The 19,092-nt window shown below is 72.3% G+C and carries 17 protein-coding genes and 1 pseudogene; 12 read left to right on the top strand and 6 right to left on the bottom strand.

What is annotated here, in order from left to right; all coding sequences use genetic code 11:
* Nucleotides 1-35 precede the first annotated feature (35 nt).
* Complete coding sequence (locus ABT369_RS45380; RefSeq protein WP_350622618.1) at nt 36-554, top strand: YbaK/EbsC family protein; 519 nt, start codon at nt 36-38, stop codon at nt 552-554.
* Here ABT369_RS45380 and ABT369_RS45385 read toward each other — a convergent pair.
* Nucleotides 513-956: a SufE family protein gene (locus ABT369_RS45385; protein ID WP_350622732.1), complete on the bottom strand. Its 444-nt coding sequence runs from the start codon at nt 954-956 to the stop codon at nt 513-515. The genes ABT369_RS45380 and ABT369_RS45385 overlap by 42 nt on opposite strands.
* A gap of 23 nt (nt 957-979) precedes the next feature.
* On the opposite strand from ABT369_RS45385, the gene ABT369_RS45390 reads away from it, so the two are divergent.
* Complete coding sequence (locus ABT369_RS45390; RefSeq protein WP_350622620.1) at nt 980-1,552, top strand: GNAT family N-acetyltransferase; 573 nt, start codon at nt 980-982, stop codon at nt 1,550-1,552.
* A gap of 41 nt (nt 1,553-1,593) precedes the next feature.
* Here ABT369_RS45390 and ABT369_RS45395 read toward each other — a convergent pair whose 3' ends face one another.
* Both ABT369_RS45395 and ABT369_RS45400 read right to left on the bottom strand, forming a co-directional pair.
* Entirely contained in the window at nt 1,594-2,019 is a 426-nt protein-coding gene (locus ABT369_RS45395; protein ID WP_223100327.1) for a CBS domain-containing protein, read from the bottom strand.
* Between the two features lie 85 nt (nt 2,020-2,104).
* Complete coding sequence (locus tag ABT369_RS45400; protein WP_350622622.1) at nt 2,105-2,707, bottom strand: hypothetical protein; 603 nt, start codon at nt 2,705-2,707, stop codon at nt 2,105-2,107.
* Between the two features lie 86 nt (nt 2,708-2,793).
* On the opposite strand from ABT369_RS45400, the gene ABT369_RS45405 reads away from it, so the two are divergent.
* The 4 genes from ABT369_RS45405 to ABT369_RS45420 are packed head-to-tail and all read left to right on the top strand — an operon-like array spanning nt 2,794 to nt 5,508.
* Nucleotides 2,794-3,468 carry an arsenate reductase/protein-tyrosine-phosphatase family protein gene (locus ABT369_RS45405; RefSeq protein WP_350622624.1) on the top strand — a complete coding sequence of 225 codons (675 nt, stop codon included), beginning with the start codon at nt 2,794-2,796 and terminating at the stop codon, nt 3,466-3,468.
* A 5-nt stretch (nt 3,469-3,473) separates the two neighbouring features.
* Nucleotides 3,474-4,187: an aquaporin gene (locus ABT369_RS45410; protein ID WP_350622626.1), complete on the top strand. Its 714-nt coding sequence runs from the start codon at nt 3,474-3,476 to the stop codon at nt 4,185-4,187.
* Nucleotides 4,181-4,606, top strand: coding sequence for an arsenate reductase ArsC (locus ABT369_RS45415; RefSeq protein WP_350622734.1), 426 nt, complete (start codon nt 4,181-4,183; stop codon nt 4,604-4,606). Before ABT369_RS45410 ends, ABT369_RS45415 begins: the two co-directional genes overlap by 7 nt.
* 41 nt (nt 4,607-4,647) lie before the next feature.
* Nucleotides 4,648-5,508: a sulfurtransferase gene (locus ABT369_RS45420; RefSeq protein ID WP_350622628.1), complete on the top strand. Its 861-nt coding sequence runs from the start codon at nt 4,648-4,650 to the stop codon at nt 5,506-5,508.
* Between the two features lie 19 nt (nt 5,509-5,527).
* Here the strand turns inward: ABT369_RS45420 and ABT369_RS45425 are convergent, their stop codons facing one another.
* The 3 genes from ABT369_RS45425 to ABT369_RS45435 all read right to left on the bottom strand — a co-directional run bounded on the left by ABT369_RS45425 (nt 5,528) and on the right by ABT369_RS45435 (nt 9,956).
* A complete protein-coding gene (locus ABT369_RS45425) occupies nt 5,528-6,478 on the bottom strand; it encodes a glycoside hydrolase family 130 protein (RefSeq protein WP_350622630.1) in 951 nt (316 codons plus the stop codon).
* Nucleotides 6,468-8,870 carry a glycosyltransferase gene (locus ABT369_RS45430; RefSeq protein WP_350622632.1) on the bottom strand — a complete coding sequence of 801 codons (2,403 nt, stop codon included), beginning with the start codon at nt 8,868-8,870 and terminating at the stop codon, nt 6,468-6,470. The genes ABT369_RS45425 and ABT369_RS45430 overlap by 11 nt, the downstream gene beginning before the upstream one ends.
* A gap of 207 nt (nt 8,871-9,077) precedes the next feature.
* The gene (locus ABT369_RS45435) at nt 9,078-9,956 is read right to left on the bottom strand and encodes an ADP-ribosylglycohydrolase family protein (RefSeq protein ID WP_350622634.1); all 879 of its coding nucleotides are present in this window, start codon (nt 9,954-9,956) and stop codon (nt 9,078-9,080) included.
* A 113-nt stretch (nt 9,957-10,069) separates the two neighbouring features.
* Here ABT369_RS45435 and ABT369_RS45440 point away from each other — a divergent pair, with 113 nt between their 5' ends.
* The 6 genes and pseudogenes from ABT369_RS45440 (at nt 10,070) to ABT369_RS45465 (ending at nt 19,090) form a co-directional block, all read left to right on the top strand.
* Nucleotides 10,070-11,845 carry an HSP90 family protein gene (locus ABT369_RS45440; protein ID WP_350622636.1) on the top strand — a complete coding sequence of 592 codons (1,776 nt, stop codon included), beginning with the start codon at nt 10,070-10,072 and terminating at the stop codon, nt 11,843-11,845.
* The gene (locus tag ABT369_RS45445; protein ID WP_350622638.1) at nt 11,835-14,618 is read left to right on the top strand and encodes a tetratricopeptide repeat protein; all 2,784 of its coding nucleotides are present in this window, start codon (nt 11,835-11,837) and stop codon (nt 14,616-14,618) included. Before ABT369_RS45440 ends, ABT369_RS45445 begins: the two co-directional genes overlap by 11 nt.
* A 101-nt stretch (nt 14,619-14,719) precedes the next feature.
* Nucleotides 14,720-15,576: pseudogene (locus tag ABT369_RS45450) on the top strand (transposase family protein).
* A 524-nt stretch (nt 15,577-16,100) separates the two neighbouring features.
* Nucleotides 16,101-16,730: a TetR/AcrR family transcriptional regulator gene (locus ABT369_RS45455; protein WP_350622640.1), complete on the top strand. Its 630-nt coding sequence runs from the start codon at nt 16,101-16,103 to the stop codon at nt 16,728-16,730.
* Nucleotides 16,731-16,859: 129 nt separating this feature from the next.
* Nucleotides 16,860-18,206, top strand: coding sequence for an acetyl-CoA carboxylase biotin carboxylase subunit (locus tag ABT369_RS45460; RefSeq protein ID WP_350622642.1), 1,347 nt, complete (start codon nt 16,860-16,862; stop codon nt 18,204-18,206).
* A complete protein-coding gene (locus ABT369_RS45465) occupies nt 18,203-19,090 on the top strand; it encodes a hydroxymethylglutaryl-CoA lyase (protein ID WP_350622644.1) in 888 nt (295 codons plus the stop codon). The genes ABT369_RS45460 and ABT369_RS45465 overlap by 4 nt, the downstream gene beginning before the upstream one ends.
* Nucleotides 19,091-19,092 lie beyond the last annotated feature (2 nt).

A 19,092-nucleotide genomic window follows, 5' to 3' on the forward strand; every position in this document is an offset into this window, starting at 1 on the left:
TGGACGATTCTCGGCCAGAGCCAAAGGCGTAGTACTTGAATCTCGATCTCTCGCCGGCGCTCGACGCGCCCGCGCTGCTCGCCCCGCCCGTGCACACCGCGCTGAAGGCGCTGCCGGACGCCGACCGGATCCAGGTCGCGCCGATCGATCCCGGGCTCGCCGACACCGCGGCCTTCTGCGAGGCGTACGACGTCACCCTCGAACAATCCGCGAACTGCGTGATCGTCGTCGGCAAGCCGGCCGGCATCTACGCGGCCTGCGTCATCCTGGCGACCACCCGCGCCGACGTGAACGGGGCGGTCCGGCGGCTGCTGGGCACCCGCAAGGCCAGCTTCGCGCCCATGGACGACGCGGTGGGGCTCAGCGGGATGGAGTACGGCGGCATCACCCCGATCGGTCTGCCCGCCGACTGGCCGGTGTACATCGACGCGCGGGTCCAGTCCGTCGACGCCGCCGTGATCGGCAGCGGCATCCGGGGGAGCAAGATCGTGCTGCCCGGCGCCGTGCTGGCCTCAATCCCCGGCGCCACCGTCGTGGACGGCCTGGCTCTCTGAGACCTGGCGCTTGAGCCGCTGCAGGATCGCCGTGCCGCCCCGCACCCGCAGCGGGCTGATCGCGTTGGCCAGGCCCATCCGCTGGTAGAGGTCGGCCGGCACGGCCAGCACCTCGTCAGCCGTCGCGCCCTCGAGCCCCTCGGCCAGGATGCCGGCGAAGGCGCGGGTGGTCGGGGCCTCGGGTGGGCAGTCGAAGTACAGCTGAACGGTCTTCTGCTGGGTGACGTCGGCCTTCAGGAAGAAGGGCGTCTGGCACTCCGGCACCTGCTCCATGCCGGCGTGCTCCGCGAGCTCAGGCGGGAGCGGCGGGACGGCGTCCGAGAACTCCAGCAGCATCTCGAGCACCACGTCCCGCGGCGCGGAGGCGAAATCCTCCACGATCGCGGCCAGCTTGCCAGGCATCTCCACCTTGCTAACGTACCGCTGTGCCGACCCTTGTCGCAGATGTGCTGAAGCCCGGAAGCCTCGCCGCCCTCACCCAGCCCATCCTGCCGGCCGAGGGCCTGACGCTGCGCCCGTGGCGGCTCGCCGACCAGCCCGCGGTCCTCGCGGCGTACTCCGATCCGGCCGTCCAGCGCTGGCACTGCCGCGCGATGGACGACGACGAGGCGGCCGCGTGGGTCGCGGCGTGGCCGGAGCGCTGGAGCACCGAGACCCGGGCCGGCTGGGCGGTCACGACGGACGGCGACGAGGTGGCGGGGCAGATCTCGCTCCGCAGCCTGCAGTTGGTCGACGGCCAGGCCGAGGTGTCGTACTGGGTGCTGCCCGCCTTCCGCGGCCGCCGCATCGCCCCGCGGGCGCTCGGGGCGCTGGCGGGCTGGGTCTTCGGCACGCTGGGCCTGCACCGCCTGGAGGTCCGGCACTCCGTGGAGAACACCGCGTCGTGCCGCGTCGCGACCGTGGCCGGCTTCGCGGCCGAGGGCGTGCAGCGCAAGGCGCTGCGGCCCCTCGACGGCTGGCACGACATGCACCTGCACGCGCGCCTTGACAGTGACTGACGGTGACTGATCGAGGCGCGCGTGCACGTGTCGCGCGGTCTTCAGTTGTTGGGTTCGGCCTTACTGATGCCACCGAGGACCGAATCGGGGTCGATCTCCTCAGCCAGATCCCCGATCGACACGATCCCGACCAACCCGTTGTTGTCGTCGCAGACCAGCACGCGGCGCACGGCCTGGTCGCGCATGAGCAGCGCCGCGGAGTGGATCGAGTCCTCGGGCCGGACGGTGACCAGCTCCTTGGTGAGGATCTCCCCGATCGTCGTCGCCGCCGGGTCGCACCGCTCGGCGACGGCCCGCACGACGATGTCCCGGTCGGTCACCAGCCCGCTGAGCTCGGGTCCATCGGCCACGACCACATCGCCGATATCCTGCTCCCGCATGGTCCGTGCCGCCTCGGCGAGTGTCGTCTCGCTCGGCAGGTAGACCACGTTGGTGGTCATCACATCCCGGACCGTCTGCATCGTCATCGCCAAGACCTCCCGACCTCGATGCAGATCTGTTACCCAGCCCACCATGCTCTTAACGATCACGGCATCCGGTCGGGCCGGGCGCCTACAGGTTGAGGCCCACCCCATCGGCGAACTGGTCGCGCCTCACATGCCGGAACGCGATGGTGAGCGCCTCGACGGGCAGCCCCAGCGCCCTGAGGATGGCCGCGTGCTGCTCCTCGGCGAAGCCGGAGCCGTCCACGTTCCGCAGCGCCGCATCGATCGCCCCGAGATCGGCGGCGCCGACCGCGAACGGCGCGAACACGGCGGCGTCGGCCCCGAGCGGCCCCTTGGGCAGCTGATCCGTCGGCAGTACCTCTCCGTCGAGCCGAGCCTTGAACTCCCCGTCGGAGTCCTCGAACCACTCGACGATCATCTCGAGCTCGGAGACGTACCGGTGGGTGGGCCGCCCGTCCTCGTACACCCGGCAGGTCACGACGTCGGAGTCGAACACCTCGGACGTGAGCACCGAGCAGTGCAGCACCTGGCTGACGGGCAGCGCGATCGGCTTCAACAGCGCCCCGCCCCACTCCTCCTCACGCGGGACGACGGCGACGCGCCCGGCAACCACCGGCACCACGAGCGCCGCCCGCCCGGTCGCCCGGACGACTCCGACGACGTCGTCGAACTCGGCCGCCACGAGCACGGTTTCGTAGCTGGTCCCCATCAGAACGCCCCCCGTTTGAAGATCAAATTGCCTTGCCGGATTGTCCCACTTGACGCCCGTAGAGTAACTCAGCAACTATTGAGTCAATGAATGCTGAGCTTTCCTCGCTGCACCGGCGGGCCCGGGTGCACGCCGCGCTCGGTGACCCGGCCCGGCTGTCGATCGTCGACGCCCTGACGCTGGGCGACGCGTCCCCCGGCGAGGTCGGGCAGCGCCTCGCCATGTCCACGAACCTGGTCGCGCATCACGTGAAGGTCCTCGAGGAGGCCGGCCTCGTCACCCGGGCCCGCTCGGAGGGCGACCGCCGGCGCACCTACCTCCGGCTCGTCCCCGGGGTCCTCGCCGCCCTGGCCCCGCCGGCGCTGGACCCCGCGGAGCGGGTGGTGTTCGTGTGCACGCACAACTCGGCCCGCTCGCAGCTGGCGGAGGCCCTCTGGCGGGACCGCATCGGCGGCGCCGTCGCCTCGGCCGGCACCCATCCGGCCGCGCGCGTCCATCCCCGGGCCGTGCGGGTCGCCCACCGCCACGGCCTCGCCCTCGACCCGACCGGCACCGCCCGCGTCGGCGACGTCGTCCGGGACGGGGATCTCGTCATCGCCGTGTGCGACAACGCCCACGAGGAGCTCACCGGCCCGGCGGCACCGCGCCTGCACTGGTCGGTTCCGGATCCGGCCCGCGCCGACACCGACGAGTCCTTCGAGGCGGCCTACGCGGACCTTGCCGGGCGCATCGAGCGCATCGCGCCGGCGGTGCCGAGGTGAAGGCGGTGCTCTGGCGACGGCTCCTCGCGGAGTTCGTCGGCACCGCGCTGCTGGTCGCGGCGGTCGTCGGGTCCGGGATCATGGCCACCCGGCTCAGCCCCGGCGACGTCGGTCTGCAGCTGCTGGAGAACTCGATCGCGACCGCGTTCGCGCTGGGCGCGCTGATCCTGATGCTCGGGCCGGTGTCCGGGGCGCACTTCAACCCCGTCGTGTCGGCGGCGGACTGGTTCCTCGGCCGCCGCTCGGGCGCCGGCCTGACCGGCCGGGACCTCGGCGCCTACGTCGCCGCCCAGACGACGGGGGCGATCGGCGGCTCCGTGCTCGCCGATCTCATGTTCCGGCTCCCGGCGGTGGACCTGTCCGCGACGGACCGAACCGGCGGGCACCTGTGGCTCGGCGAGATCGTCGCGACCGCCGGGCTGCTGCTGCTCGTCTTCGCGCTCGCCCGCTCGGGCCGGACCGCGGCCGCCCCGGCCGCCGTCGGCGCATACATCGGCGCCGCGTACTGGTTCACGTCCTCGACCAGCTTCGCCAACCCCGCCGTGACGATCGGCCGCGCCTTCACCGACACCTTCGCCGGCATCGCGCCCGCCTCCGTCCCCGGCTTCATCGCCGCCCAGCTCGCGGGTCTCGTCGTCGGCGTCGGGCTCGTCGCCGCGCTGTACCCGGCCCCGGCCGCCATCGCCGCCCACCCGGCACTCCAGGAGCACACATCATGAGCAAGCCTTCCGTCCTGTTCGTCTGCGTGCACAACGCGGGCCGCTCGCAGATGGCCGCCGGCTGGCTGCGCCACCTGGCCGGCGACTCGGTGGAGGTCCGCTCGGCCGGCTCCGACCCGGCCGAGCGGATCAACCCGGTCGCGGTCGAGGCCATGCGCGAGGTCGGCATCGACATCACCGCCAACACCCCGCGCAAGCTCGACTGGGACACGGCCGAGTCGTCCGACGTGCTGATCACCATGGGCTGCGGCGACGTCTGCCCGGTCTTCCCCGGCAAGCGTTACCTGGACTGGCAGCTCGACGACCCCGCCGGCCGGGAGCTCGAGGCCGTACGATCGATCCGCGACGAGATCCGCCACCACGTGGAGCAGCTCCTCGACGAGCTGCGCCGACCCCCGACCGCGGAGTCGCAGAGCTGAAGGCGAGCCCGGAGGGGCGCCGGGCGAGGGACAATCGAACAATGACTGCGTACGCGCACCCGGAGCGGGTTGTCAGCACCGACTGGCTGGCTGAACATCTCGGAGAGCCAGGCCTCGTCGTGGTCGAGTCCGACGAGGACGTGTTGCTCTACGACACCGGGCACATCGCCGGTGCGGTCAAGGTCGACTGGCACACCGAGCTCAACGACCAGGTCACGCGCGACTACCTCGACGCCGAGAACTTCGCCGCGCTCTGCCGTCGCAAGGGGATCAAGGCCGACGACACGATCGTGTTCTACGGCGACAACTTCAACTGGTGGGCGACCTACGCGCTGTGGGTGTTCGAGCTGTTCGGGCACCGTGACATGCGCATTCTCGACGGCGGCCGGTCGAAGTGGGTCGCCGAGGGGCGGGCGATGACGCGGGACGTCCCCGTGCGGGAGGCCACCGACTACCCGGTCACGCAGCGGGACGACCTGCGGATTCGGGCCTTCCGCGAGGACGTGTTCGAGCACATCAAGGCCGATCGTCCGCTCGTCGATGTCCGGTCGCCGGGGGAGTACACCGGCGAACTGCTCCACATGCCGGACTATCCACAGGAAGGGGCGCTGCGGGGCGGCCACATCCCGGGGGCGCTCAGCAAGCCGTGGAAGCAGGCGACCCGCGACGACGGGTCGTTCAAGCCGGCCGACGAGCTGCGCGCGATCTACGCCGACGAGCTCGGGCTGCGGCCGGACGACGACATCGTGGCGTACTGCCGCATCGGGGAGCGCTCGTCCCACACCTGGTTCGTCCTCACCCACCTGCTCGGCTACGAGCACGTGCGCAACTACGACGGATCGTGGACGGAGTGGGGCAACCTCGTGCGGGTGCCCGTAGCGAAAGGGACCGCGCCCAGGTAGCGGGCGCGGTCCCCTCGGGTCACTCGTCTTCGGGTGGCAGCGAGACCAGGTAGTCGACGACCTCTGAGTACCGGGCGCTCGCCATCGCCACGGTGAGGTCGGCCGCGCCGTAGTACATCCGCAGCTCGTCGCGCGCCTCGTCGTGGACGAGACCGGTGGGGAAGACCACGTTCGGCACGTCCCCGACGCGCTCGTAGTCCGCGTCGGGGCCGAGCAGCCAGCTCGGGGTACGGCGGATGACCTTGGTCGGATCGTCCAGGTCGAGCATGACCAGCCCGACGCGGTAGATCGACGTCGCGACCATCTGCTTCACGCCGTGGTACACCGCGAGCCAGCCGTGCGGCGTCTCGATCGGCGGCGGGCCCATGCCGATCCGGGTGGCGTCCCACCAGGGGCCGGAGCGCGACTGCATCACCGGCTCGGGCGTCGTCCACGAACGCAGGTCCTTGGACTTGGACAGCCACACGTCGGCGCGGGCGGACAGGACGGAGACCGGGCGGTGGAACAGCACGTAGTCGCCGTCGATTCGCCGCGGGAGCAGCGACGCGTTCTTGTCCTCGGGCGGCATCACGATGCCGAGGGGCTCGACGGTCTGGAAGTCCTCGGTCCTGGCCAGCGCGACGCACGGGCCGCCCGGGCCGTACGCCGTGTAGGCGATCACATAGCCGCCGAGCTCCTCGACGTACGTGACCCGAGGGTCCTCCACGCCCCAGCAGCTGTGGGCGTCGGTCGGGTCGTCGGCGATGAGCGGCTTGCCCTCGACCGTCCACCCGGTTCGCCCGTCCTTGCTGCGGGCGACGGTCAGGTGCGAGATGCCGCGGCGATCCTCGACCCGGCAGAGCAGGACCGTGTCGCCGTTGTGCATGCAGGCGCCCGGGTTGAAGACGCTGTTGATCGGATACGGGAAGTCCCTGGCCGTGACCAGGGGGTTGCTCGCTTCCCGATGGAAGAGCTCCGCGTCAAAGTGCATCGGAATGGTCCTCCGTGGTGCGCAGGCGGGGCGGTGTGGCCGTCGCGCTGAAGCCGGCCGATGCCCGCCCGACCACGCGGCCCTTGTTGGTGGGCTTGGAGAGCGTGGTCGTCGGCAGGGAGGTCGGGACCGGGGTCGTAGCCGCCACTGGATGCGGCAGCGCGGCCAAACCGGCCCTGAGCAGGCTGAGAAGCGCTTGGTAATAGGCTAGCGTGGACTCGGCCCCTTGGTTCCCATTTGGCTCAGTGGCAGACAAACCGTCGTGGCAGGCCCCGGTCGCGTCCACGTACATCCGGGCTCCGGCCCGGTTGCGGCCCAGGAACCAGGCGAAGGCCCAGCCGGCCAGCCGCGCGTGGTGCGGGTCGGCGGTGTGCTGCCACGAGTCCACGAGCGCCTCGGTCACGGCGGCCGCGTCGAGGGGCTGCTCGTCGCCGTCGTCGGCCACCCAGTGCGCGGCGGGCTCGTCCCGCTGGTGCCACTTGTTGCCCACGCAGCGCAGGGTGCCGTCGGCCAGGCCCACGTGCTGGACGTACCAGTCGAGGGCGGCGATGGCCCGGGCGGCCGCGGCGTCGTCCTCGAGCAGGGCCGCGCCCAGGAGCATGGCCTGGGGCAGGCGGGCGTTGTCGTAGGTGAGCTCGGGCTCGAACCAGCGCCAGGCCGGGTCGGCGGCCGACGTCTCCGTCAGCGCCTCGTCGAGCCGGTAGAGCAGCGGGGCGGCCTGTTCCGTGCGGCCGGCGCGGGCGAGGCCGATCAGCGCGTACGCCGCCGCCCGCAGACCCAGCCCGGCGAGCCCCTCGGTGCGCGGGCCGAGCTCGTCCAGCAGGGCCGCGGCCGGGCGCCGGATGTCGTCCGGGACGGCCGGGGTCCCCACGAGCACGCCCAGCGCCCAGACCGTACGACCGACGTGGTCACCCATGTGCGGCCAGTCCTGCCAGGTGCCGCCGTAGCTGAGCACGTTGTGCATCGCCCCGGAGGGGTCGTAGGCCGCGGTCAGGAACCGGATCGACTGCCGCAGCCAGCGGGTCGCCGCCGTGGTCGGGCGCGTCTCCGCGCCGACCGCGAGCAGGTCCGCGGCCACGATCGCCAGCCGCGCCACGTCGTCGACGCAGTAGCCGGAGGACGGGTCGGGGATCGGGCCACTGGCGAACTGGATGATGCCGATCTCGTCGGTGAGCCGGCTCAGGTGGTCGAGGTTGAGCGGCGGCGCGGCCGCGGTCGCGTGGCCCGGGCGCGCGGTGGCCGCCTCGGCCTGGCGCACGACGTCGGCGACGAGATCCGCCTCGCGGGCCGCGACCGCCGGCCAGGGCAGCCAGGACGCGCACGCCTCGGCGACCGTCTTGGCCGCGGCGAGCGCCCGGGCGTCGCTGAGCAGGTCGATGATCTCGGCGGCGAGGGCGGCCCCGTCGCCGATCGGCACCACGCGACCGGCCCCGCCGGCCAGCATGTCCTCCGCGTAGGAGTACGCCGTCGAGACCGCGGGCAGCCCCGCGCCCAGCGCGAACGTGAGGGCGCCCGAGCAGATCTGCTCGGGCTGGCGGTACGGCGTGACGAACAGCGTGCTCGCGTGCAGGATCGCGGAGAGCTCGTCGAGGGCCAGGAAGGCGTCGACGAAGTGCACGTTGTCGGCCAGTCCGAGCCGCCGCACCTGCTCGTGCAGGCCGTCGCGGTAGGTCTCACCCTCCTGCCGCTTGATCTCGGGGTGAGTCGTGCCGGCGACGATGTACTGCACGTCGGGGTGCTTGCCCACCACCTCGGCGAGGGAGTCGATCGCGATGTCGATGCCCTTGCCCTTGCCCAGCAGGCCGAAGGTGGTGAGCGTCGGCTTGTCCCGGACCTTGTCGAGCAGCTCGCGCAGCTCCGGCCGCAGCGTGGACGGCTCCGGCGGGCGGCGCATCGCGTCCGGCGCGCCGTGCGGCACCACGACGAGCTGGTGCCCGGCGGCGATGCCGGTGCGGATCGCGACCCGGCGCGCGGTCTCGGTGAACACCGTGACGCGGGCGGCGCGGGCGCAGAGGGCGCGCAGCGTGGCGGCCTGGCCCGGCGACGGGTGCGGGAGCACGGTGTGCAGCGTCAGCAGGTACGGGATGCCGCACGCGTTGAGCGCGCGGGTGAGCTCGAGCAGGTGTGAGCCGTCGGGCCCGCCGAAGATCCCGTACTCGTGCTGGATCAGCACGACCTGGACGCCGGCCTCGCGCAGCATGCGGGCCGCCGAGGAGTAGTCCTCGATGCGGTCCTGGGTGATGGTGGCGACGACCTCGTCGCCGTAGGTGTGCCCGTCACGGTCGATGGCCACGACGACTGATTCCAGGTCGTCGGTGGCGACACCCAGCGCCTCGCGCAGGTCCGCGGTGTAGGTCGCGAGACCGCATTGGCGGGGCAGATAGGTCGACACGATACCGAGTCGATAGGTCGCGGCAGGGTGTGGCATGAGCACATTGTTACCCCGGGCGACTCCGAAAAACCTTCATTCGCCGGGATGAGGGACCCGCGCTGATCAAGCTCCTACGCAGCTCATGCCCGATATCACCCGAGAGAATCAAGGATAATGGTCAATATATCGCATTCGCCTGCGCAACAGCCCATTGCTCACGTAGTGTGACTACGGCCTCTGGAGCCAATCAGGAAGCGGTTCACGGGCGCCGATCCATTCGGCGGGAATGCCGGCCGTACCGACCCGAGCCGCGACCACCCCGCCCACGATCGCGCAGACCGAGTCGACGTCGCCGCCCGCCCGCACACAGGCCTCCAGCGCCGCCGGGTAGTCCTCGAGGTGCGCCGCCGCCACCCACAGCGCGAACGGCACCGTGTCCTGCGCCAGCGCGTGGGAGCCGTTGCCGAGATCGGCCCCGGCCTCCCGCGAGTCGGTGTCCGGCGCGATCCGGGTCGCCCGTGCGATCCCGTCCCGCACGTCCGACGGCGGCAGGTGGTGCAGCACCTGGCGCAGGAGGCTCGGCGTGCCCCCGGGCCGGTCGCCGGCGGCGTGCGCGGCGGCCAGGGCGACCGCGACCGCGCCGGCCACGCCCTCCGGGTGCCGGTGGGTCACCTCGGCGGACAGCACCGCCTCGCGCGCGGCGAGATCGGGGTCGGCGCGGAAGAAGGCGCCCAGCGGAGCGACCCGCATCGCGGCCCCGTTGCCCGCCGAGCCGCGCCCGGAGAACAGCGCGCTCGCGGCCGAGCGCCAGGGCACCCCGGCGCGGATGTCGGCGAGCAGGGAGACGGAGCCGCGGCCGTACCCGCGGTCGGCGCTCCAGCGCTGGGCGAACGCGACGGCCAGGCGATCCTGGTCCACGTGCCCGTCGCGCCGCAGCGCCTCGAACAGCGTGCAGGCCATCTCCGTGTCGTCGGTCCACCGCCAGGGCGCGGGCGGCGGCTCGAACACCGCGCCGTCGGCCATCGCGGGCTTCATCTCGAACGGGGCGCCCAGCGCGTCCCCGACGGACAGACCGGTCAGGCTCGCGGCCGCGGCGGGAAGATTCACCGGCCGAAGATAGTCGATGACGGCCGGAGATTTTCCAGGTGTACCGCCAGCAGAACGATCACCGCGACCGAAACGGGTCGGGAAATGTCACACCCACGAGGTAGCGTGCCCGCGTGGATCGGACGTTCCAAGTGGACCTGCGCGGCATCGTCGACCTGCTCAGCCACCACCTCTACGCGAGCCCCCGGGTCTACGTCCGGGAGCTGCTGCAGAATGCCGTCGATGCGATCACGGCCCGCCGCTCGGCCGACCCGGGCGCCCCGGCCGCGATCACCATCGAGCCGCCCGACGTCACCGGGGACGGCACCCTGCGGGTCATCGACACCGGCATCGGGCTCACCGAGGAGCAGGTGCACCAGTTCCTCGCCACCATCGGGCGCAGCTCCAAGCGCGACGACCTCGGCTTCGCCCGCCACGACTTCCTCGGGCAGTTCGGCATCGGCCTGCTGTCCTGCTTCCTCGTCGCCGACGAGATCCGGGTGCTGACCCGGTCCGCGGACGGGCCGGCGGTGCTGTGGCGGGGCTACGCCGACGGGCGCTACAGCGTCGAGACCGACAACCAGTATCGGGCCGAGATCGGCACGACGGTCACGCTCGTCCCGCGCCGCGACGCCGAGGAGTGGCTGAAGCGGCTGACCGTCGCCGAGCTGGCCGCGCTCTACGGCTCGCTGCTGCCCTTCCGGGTCGAGATCGCCGGGGTGCCGATCAGCGGCGAGGGGCTGCCCTGGCGGCCGGGGGCCGCGGGGCGCCGGGAGCGGCTCAGTGAGTACTGCCGGGAAGTCTTCGGTTTTGTTCCCTTCGACGTGATCGACCTCAAGGTGCCCGAGTCCGGGCTCACCGGGGTCGCGTTCGTGCTGCCCACGCCGGCCAACCCGGCGGCTCGGGCCGGACATCGGGTCTATCTCAAGCGGATGCTGCTCGCCGAGGGGGCCGAGGGGGTGCTGCCGCCCTGGGCGTTCTTCGCCCGCTGCGTGATCGACACCAGCGAGCTGCGCCCGACCGCGAGCCGCGAGGCGCTCTACGAGGACTCGCTGCTGGAGGCGACCCGCGAGGCCCTCGGCGACCAGTTGCGGGGCTGGCTGATGCAGCTCGCCGGGCGCAACCCGCGCCGGCTGGGCGAGTTCCTCGACGTGCACCACCTCGGGGTCAAGGCGCTCGCGCTGCACGACGACGAGATGCTGCGCCTGGTCGACCGCTGGTGGCCGATGGAGACCAACACCGGCCGGATGACGCTCGCCGACTTCCGGGCCCAGCACGGGCTCGTGCGCTACTCGGCCCAGCTCGACGAGTTCCGCCAGATCGGCGCGGTCGCCGCGGCGCAGGGGCTGCCGCTGGTCAACGCCGGATACATCTACGACACCGAGATCATCGAGCGGCTGCCGCACGTGGAGCCGGGCGCGCTCATCGAGCGGGTCGAGCCGGGCGACCTCAGCACCGCCTTCGACGCGCTCGAGCCCGAGGTCGAGCTGGCCAAGCGCCCGTTCGTGCAGCTGGCCCAGCGCGCGCTGGACCGCCTCGGGTGCGAGGTGGTGCTGCGCTCCTTCGACCCGGCGGGGGTCCCGGCGATGTACCTGACCAGCCGTTCGGCCTCCTTCGCGGCCGAGCTGCGGGCCACCCGCGAGCGCGTCGACGACGTGTGGGCCGACGTGCTCGACGCCCTCGCCCGCACCAACGAGCAGGACCGCTCCCAGCTGGTGCTCAACTACCGCAACCCGCTCGTGCGGCGGGTCACCGAGATCCCCGACGCGGACCTGGTCCGGCTCGCGGTCGAGGGGCTCTACGGCCAGGCCCTGCTGCTCGGCCATCATCCGCTGCGGCCGGCCGACGCCGCGCTGCTCAACGGCTCCTTCCTGGGTCTGCTCAACAAGGCGGTCGGACATGAAGAGTGAAGAGGAGCTGTGGTCGCTGCTCCGCGAGGCCTACCAGATGCCCTACGGCGGGGCCCAGATCGCGCTGGTCGAACAGGTGATGCAGCACGCGGACGCGGGCGGCCACGACGAGCTGCGGCTGGCCTCGCGGCTGTTCGCGACCACGGCCTACGTGCACGGCGGTGAGACGGCCAAGTCGTTCGTGACGTTCTCGTGGTGCCGCGCGGAGTATGACGCGCACCCGGAGCGCTTCGACGAGCAGGACGAGCACATGCTGCTCTGGCATTTCAAGTACATGGTCAACGGCCTGCTGAAATTCCCCGCCGTCCCCCTCGGGCGCACCTACGACGTGCTCGACGACATGGAGCGCCGGTTCCGGGCGGGCGGGCACAGCCTGCACGCCGTCTACGCCTACCGCTACCAGGTCGCCGCGCACGTGGGCGATCCGTCGGCCGACGACTGGTATGCGAAGTGGAACGCCGCGCCCCGCGACGGCAACTCCGACTGCGCCGGGTGCGACCCGGGCGAGAAGGTCGACCACCTCGTCAGCCGGGGCCTCGACGAGGAGGCGGTGGCCATGGCCGCGCCGGTGCTCGCCGGGCGGCTGACCTGCGTCGAGCAGCCGCAGTCGATCCTGACCTCGCTGATGGTGCCCTACGCGCGCACCGGCCGGCTGAGCGAGGCGGCGGACGCGCACCGGCAGGCCTACCGCCGGCTGCGCGGCAACCTCGCCGACATGCAGAGCGTCGCCGACCACATCGAGTTCTGCGCGCGGACGGGCAACGAGACCCGCGGCCTGGAGATGGTGCAGCGGCACCTGCCGTGGCTCGAGCGCTCGCCCAGCCCGCAGGCCGAGATGTGGTTCTGTGCGGCGTCGGCGCTGCTGCTCGGCCGGCTCGACCCGGCCCTGCCGCTGGGCGCGTCTACCGCCGGCGAGCTCGGCGCCGACCTGGCCGCGCGGGCCCGCGACTGGGCCGCGAAGTTCGACGAGCGCAACGGCTCGGACGCGGTCTCCGGGCGGATCGAGGCGCTGCTCGGCGCGGCGCCGCTGGTCGGGCACCTGCCGCTGAGCGCGGTGGCGCGCCGCACCGAGGCCGTGGTGGTGCCGTCCGTGCCGGTCGAGGAGTTGCCCACGGACGCGACGGCGCTCATGGATCGGGCCTGGCAGCTCTACGACGAGCATCGGATCGACGCCGTCGAGGCCGCGTTCGCCCGCTTCGACGAGCTGCACCCCGACCCGCCGGCCGAGCTGGCCGTGCGCCGCCTCGACGGCCGGGCCCGGCTCACCGCCATCCGCGACGACGGCGGCGCGGCGGCCGAGACCCTGTTCCGCGAGACCGCCGAGGCCCACCGCGCGCTCGGCCACGACCTGCAGGCGCTGGCCGCCGACTCCCGCGGGGTGCTCGCCCGCCAGCCCGACGAGGAGATGCTGGCCGAGCTCACCGCGCTGACCGAGCGGATCGTCGCCCACCCCGACGCCGACGCCGACCTGCGGGCCGAGGCACGGCTGCGGGCCGAGGGCGCGTTCATGCGCCTGGAGCGGCCGGAGGAGGCGCTCGCGGCCGTCGACGCCGCCGTCGACGAGCGGCCGGCCAAGGCCACGCTGCGGGCCGAGCTGCAGGCCCGGCGCGCCCGGGCCCTGCTCGTGCTCGAGCGCTACGACGAGTCGGTGGTCGCGGCGGAGGAGGCGCTGCGCGGATACGCCGAGATCGGCACCCCGCCCGCCGCAGGCATCCCGGCGCTGATCCGCGCCCACGCGCTGGGCAACCTCGAGCGCTTCGACGACGCGACCGCCGGGTTCGACCAGGCGCTCGCCCTCGCCTCCGACCGCAACTACCGCCTGTCCGCCCTCGTGGGCCGGGCCCGCTCCCGCCTTGCCGCCGACCGCCCCGACAGCGCGATCGACGACCTGGTGGAGGCGGTCGCCGACCACGTGGCCCACGGCGAGGACGTGCCCGCGGCGCTGCTGCGCTACGACCTCGCCAGCGCCTACCACCAGGCCGGCCAGTCCATGGACGCGGCCGAGGCCGCGGAGAGCGCGCTCGACGCGCTGGACCGGGCCGGCGCCCAGGACCAGGCGGACCAGACCCGCTACCTGCTCTCCCGCGTCTACCGCGAGCTCGGCGAGCTCGACCTCGCGCTTGGCCTGCTCGAGACGCTGGCGACCAACCTCGACGGCTACGACAACCTGCCCGCCCGCGGCCGGATGCTGCAGGAGGCGGCTCAGCTGCTCTACGAGGCCGACCGCGACGCCCAGGCCGCCGACCGGTTCGCGGCCGCGGCGGAGGCGTTCCGCGCGGCGGGCATCATCCAGGCCGAGATGTACACCCGGCGCCTGCGCGCACTCTCCCTGCGCTGGGCGGGCGACATCCCGGCGGCGCTGGACGCCCTGTCCGAGGCCGACGCCCTGGCCCGCTCCCTCGACGGCACCGTGGACGAGTCCGAGCCCTGGCTGATCTGGCAGCGCGCCATGCTCGACACCGACGCGGCGCGCATCCACATCGGCGCGGGCCGCCTGGACGACGCCGCGACCCGCTCGGCGAGCGCGGCGGAGGCGCTGCGCGCGATCGGCTCCCTGAGCGACGCCCTCGACGCCGACTTCCTGCACGCGGAGACGCTGATGCGCGCGGGCGACCCGGCGGGGGCCGAGGCTCGGCTGCGTTCGGTGCTGGGGGCGGTGCCGCGAGGGTCGCAGTTGGAGCAGAACTCGGCGTGGATGCTGGCGGAGTCGCTGGAGGCGCAGGGGCGGTCCGACGAGGCCGATGAGGTTCGGGGCAAGTATCTGTCCGAGTAGCTGGTTGGCTTGCTGCCGCGCTGGGGCGTTGATGTACGGAGTGGGCACGGGGTCCATCGATCATGGGAGTTCTCTACGCTCTGTGACCGACAGGATGTCCCGTGCCCGTGCTTCCATCATCGCTGCTGGAACCGTTGTGGATCGAGTTCGCCGCGCTGTTACCCGTCGTGGTGACGTCGACCCGGCCCATCCGCTCGGCTGCCACCGTCGCCGCATTCCGGATCGGGTGGTGTTCGAGCGTCTCATCGAGGCCCTGGTGCACGGGCCGGGGTTATGAGCGGATCGCCGGGCCGGGCTGTTCGGACGCCACGATCCGCCGCCGGCTGAAGGCCTGGGCGGCGGCCGGCCTCGGCGAGCGGGTCCACGCGCTGGTCCTGGCCGCGTTCGATCGGATGATCGGGCTGCAACTGACCGACCTGGCCGTGGACGGGTGCATCACCAAGAGCCGTATCCGGCGGCGCGCATGTGGGCCGGCCCCCGGCCGACCGGGGCAAAGACGGCCGGAAACGCTCAGTCGTCACCGACGCCGGCGGAGTCCCGCCCGGCATCGTCGCCGCCGGGCGCGAACCGGCACGACGGGCCGCTGCCCGGCCCGACCCTCAACGCCGCCCACACACAAATCGGCGGCCGCTGGCCGGACACCGCGACCGTGCACCTCGACGCCGGCTACAACTCCATCCCGACCCGGCAACTCCTCGCCGGACGAGCCTGGACCGGCCGCATCGCCCGCCGCGGCCGACCAGCACCCATCCAAACCGGCCGACGCTGGGTCGTAGAAGCCGACCACACCCGGCTCAACGGGTTCGGCAAACCCCGCCGCCACACCGACCGCCACCCAGCCATCATCGACTTCCACCACCACCTCGCCGCCGCCATCGTCACCCTCCCCACACGCATCCGCGAAGCCCGCACCCACTACCGATGGGCCGGCATCCCCACAACACGACGACAGCCCTGACACCTATTGACGGTCTCCCTAATCGGATTTATACCCTGCCGCGGATATATCCGACATGAGTGGTTAGCCGGGGTCCTGTGGGGGGATTTCGGGGCTTTCGTGCGGTTTGCGCGGTCTGGTCGCGCGCGGGTGACTGAGCGGCGCGCTGCGTGGCCCGGGAGGGCTGTGCAAGAGATGGCGTTTCCGGCGGGCTGAGCGGCCGCGGTTTCGGCGGACGGAGGGCTATGCGGCTGCGGTTCCGGTGGGCTGCGGGCTCTGTGGCCGCGACATTGCGACCTGGCCACGGAGTCCCGCCGCCGTGGCCCCTGCGGCCTACCCCAAGATCCTGCCCGAGCCTTCTTGCTCGACTTCCGCCGCGACATGACCACGTCGTGCGAGGGGGAACGGCTTGGTGGAAGCGTCGAAACAGGGGGTGCGGCGGGCGCGGGTTGACGCAAGGGTGGGTCGGCGCAGGGGCAGTGACGAGGTGTGATTGACTTAACGAGCGTTCAGTCCGAGGCTTGACAGGAGGATAGGCTTTCCCAATGACGCTGGAACGGCAAGCCGTACGTCCGCCCGCTCAGACTCGCGGTGCCGGGCGGCGTTCCCGGCGCGAGGAGATCCTCGAGATCGCCGTCGGCCTGTTCGCCGCGCGCGGGTATCACGGTGTGTCCATGGACGACATCGGGGCGGCCGCCGGCGTGACCGGGCCCGCGCTCTACCACCACTTCGCGGGCAAGGAAGCCATGCTCGCCGCCGCGCTCATCCCCGTCAGCGAGCAGCTGCTCGCCGGCGGTCAGGCGCACATCGCCGAGGCGGGCGACGACCCGCGGGCCGCGCTCGCCGCGCTCGTCGACTTCCACGTCGAGTTCGCGCTGGCCAACCCCGCGGTCATCGCGCTGCACCTGCACGAGCTCGACCGGCTGCCCGAGGAGCCGCGGCGCCAGATCCGCCGGCTCCAGCGCCTCTACGTCGAGGAGTGGGTCGCCACGCTCACCGCCCTGCGTGGCGGGGAGCTCAACGACGGGGAAGCCCGCGTGCTGGCCCACGCCGCGTTCGGTCTCATGAACTCGACGCCGTTCCTGGGCGGCGAGGTCGACCGCGTCCGCCGCGCCGAGCTGCTGCGGGCCGCGACGCTGTCGGCGCTGCAGGGGTCAGAGGCGGAAAAGGGGTAACGAGCGGTGGACCGGGATGCGTCGTGAGGCTGAACGCACAACGACAGGCGTCACCGTGTTGACCAGCCAAAATCTGGTTATCCACAGGGTCGCTGCATTCCTTTCCACAGACTTGTCCACAGGAGAAACATGCTGACCTCGTTGCTCGTCGCCAACCGGGGTGAGATCGCCCGCCGGGTCCTGCGCACCGCGCGCCGACTCAACATCCGGACCATCGCGGTGCACTCGGAGGCGGACGCCGATCTGCCCTTCGTCCGGGAGGCCGACGAGGCGGTGCCGATCGGCCCCGCGAACCCGGCCCAGTCGTATCGCAACGCCGAGGCCGTGCTCGCCGCGGCGAAGGCGACCGGCGCCGAGGCCATCCACCCCGGATACGGCTTCCTGTCGGAGAACGCGGCCTTCGCCCAGGCCGTGGTGGACAACGGGCTGATCTGGGTCGGGCCGGGGCCGGAGGCCATCGCGGCGATGGGCGACAAGATCAACGCTCGCAATCTGATGGCGGCGGCGGGGGTACCGGTGGCGCCCGGCACGACCGACCCGGCGACGAGCGCGGACGCGGCCCTGCGGGCGGCCGAGGCGATCGGGTTCCCGGTGATGGTCAAGGCCGCGGCCGGCGGCGGGGGCATGGGCATGGCGGTCGCGAACGACGCCGACGGGCTGCGGGCCGAATACGACAAGGTGCGCGCGTTCGCGGAGCGGATGTTCGGCGACGGCTCCGTGCTGATCGAGCGCTACTTCCCGCGGGTCAGGCACATCGAGGTACAAATTCTGGGTCTGGCCGACGGGCGTGTCGTGGCGCTGGGCGAGCGCGAGTGCTCCGTGCAGCGGCGCAACCAGAAGCTCGTCGAGGAGACCCCCTCGCCCGCGCTGACCCCGCAGCAGCGCGCGGACCTGCTGACGGCGGCCGTGCGAGCGGGCGAGGCGGTCGCGTATCGCAACGCCGGCACCGTCGAGTGCCTCTTCGACCCCGACGCGGGCCGGTTCTACTTCCTCGAGATGAACACGCGGCTGCAGGTCGAGCACCCGATCACCGAGGCGGTGTTCGGCGTCGACCTGGTCGAGCAGCAGCTGCGGGTCGCCTCCGGGCTCGCGCCGAGCTTCGACCCGGACGCGCTCGCGGTCACCGGGCACGCGATCGAGGTGCGGGTCAACGCCGAGGACCCCAAGCGCTTCATGCCCGGGCCCGGCGCGATCACTACGTGGACCGAGCCCGCCGGCGAGGGTGTTCGGGTCGACTCCGGGTATGCCAACGGCAACATCGTGACGCCGAACTACGACTCGCTGCTGGCCAAGCTGATCGTGCACGGCGCCGACCGGGCCGACGCGCTGGACAAGCTGCGCGCCGCCGTCGCCGGCTTCAAGGTCGTCGGGCCGAAGGTGAACCTGCCCTTCTTCACCGAGCTGCTGGACAACCCCGAGTTCACCAGCGGCGACTACGACACTGGAATCGTCGGACGCATGAGGACGAAGCAATGATTTCGATGCGTGAGGTGGCCCCGCGCGACGGGCTGCAGAACGAGGACCCCGTCCCGGCCGCCGACAAGGTCAGGCTGCTCGACGCGCTCTCCGGCACCGGGGTCGGGCGGATCGAGGCGGTCTCGTTCGTCCATCCCAAGGCGATCCCGCAGATGGCCGACGCCGGCGAGGTGTGGGAGCGGGCGAAGAAGAACCCCAGCGTGCGGTACAGCGCCCTCGTGCCCAACACGAAGGGTGCCGAGCGCGCGATCGCCGCGGGGTTCACCGAGATCGAGGTCGTCGTCTCCGCGTCGGACACGCACAACCGGCGCAACGTGAACCGCTCGACCGACGAGTCGCTGGACGACATCGCCGGGCTGATCGATCTGCTCCACGCGGCCGGCGCGAGCGCCGAGGTGATCATCGCGACCAGCTTCGGCTGCCCCTTCGAGGGCGACATCGACCCCAAGCGGGTCGCCGGGATCGTCGACCGTGTGGTGGCCGACGGCGCCGACCGGGTCGCGTTCGGCGACACCACCGGGATGGGCACGCCGCGGCGGGTCGAGGACGTCATCGGGCCGGTGCGTGAACGGCACCCGGACCTGCCGCTGCTGCTGCACTTCCACAACACCCGGGGCACGGCGCTGGCCAACATCCTGACCGCGATGCGGCTGGGGATCACCGAGTTCGACGCGAGCGTGGGCGGGCTCGGCGGGTGCCCCTACGCGCCGGGCGCCACCGGCAACGTGGCGACCGAGGAGGTCGTGCACATGCTGCACGACATGGGGTACGACACCGGAATCGACCTCGGAGCGCTGATCGAGGCCGCGCGCCTGGCCCAGGAGATCGTGGGGCGGGAGCTGCCGTCGGGAGTGCTGAAAGCGGGTCCGAGACTCCCCCTGTGAGG

Origin of the sequence: Dactylosporangium sp. NPDC000244, assembly GCF_040300725.1 — a bacterium.
Taxonomy (GTDB): Bacteria; Actinomycetota; Actinomycetes; order Mycobacteriales; family Micromonosporaceae; genus Dactylosporangium.

What these genes read in the sequence shown, in the direction of transcription:
- ABT369_RS45385 (WP_350622732.1), bottom strand. Translation starts at nt 956, where the DNA reads ATGCCTGGCAAGCTGGCCGCGATCGTGGAGGATTTCGCCTCCGCGCCG.
- ABT369_RS45395 (WP_223100327.1), bottom strand. Translation starts at nt 2,019, where the DNA reads ATGACGATGCAGACGGTCCGGGATGTGATGACCACCAACGTGGTCTAC.
- ABT369_RS45400 (WP_350622622.1), bottom strand. Translation starts at nt 2,707, where the DNA reads ATGGGGACCAGCTACGAAACCGTGCTCGTGGCGGCCGAGTTCGACGAC.
- ABT369_RS45405 (WP_350622624.1), top strand. Translation starts at nt 2,794, where the DNA reads ATGAATGCTGAGCTTTCCTCGCTGCACCGGCGGGCCCGGGTGCACGCC.
- ABT369_RS45420 (WP_350622628.1), top strand. Translation starts at nt 4,648, where the DNA reads ATGACTGCGTACGCGCACCCGGAGCGGGTTGTCAGCACCGACTGGCTG.
- ABT369_RS45425 (WP_350622630.1), bottom strand. Translation starts at nt 6,478, where the DNA reads ATGCACTTTGACGCGGAGCTCTTCCATCGGGAAGCGAGCAACCCCCTG.
- ABT369_RS45445 (WP_350622638.1), top strand. Translation starts at nt 11,835, where the DNA reads ATGAAGAGTGAAGAGGAGCTGTGGTCGCTGCTCCGCGAGGCCTACCAG.
- ABT369_RS45455 (WP_350622640.1), top strand. Translation starts at nt 16,101, where the DNA reads ATGACGCTGGAACGGCAAGCCGTACGTCCGCCCGCTCAGACTCGCGGT.
- ABT369_RS45460 (WP_350622642.1), top strand. Translation starts at nt 16,860, where the DNA reads ATGCTGACCTCGTTGCTCGTCGCCAACCGGGGTGAGATCGCCCGCCGG.
- ABT369_RS45465 (WP_350622644.1), top strand. Translation starts at nt 18,203, where the DNA reads ATGATTTCGATGCGTGAGGTGGCCCCGCGCGACGGGCTGCAGAACGAG.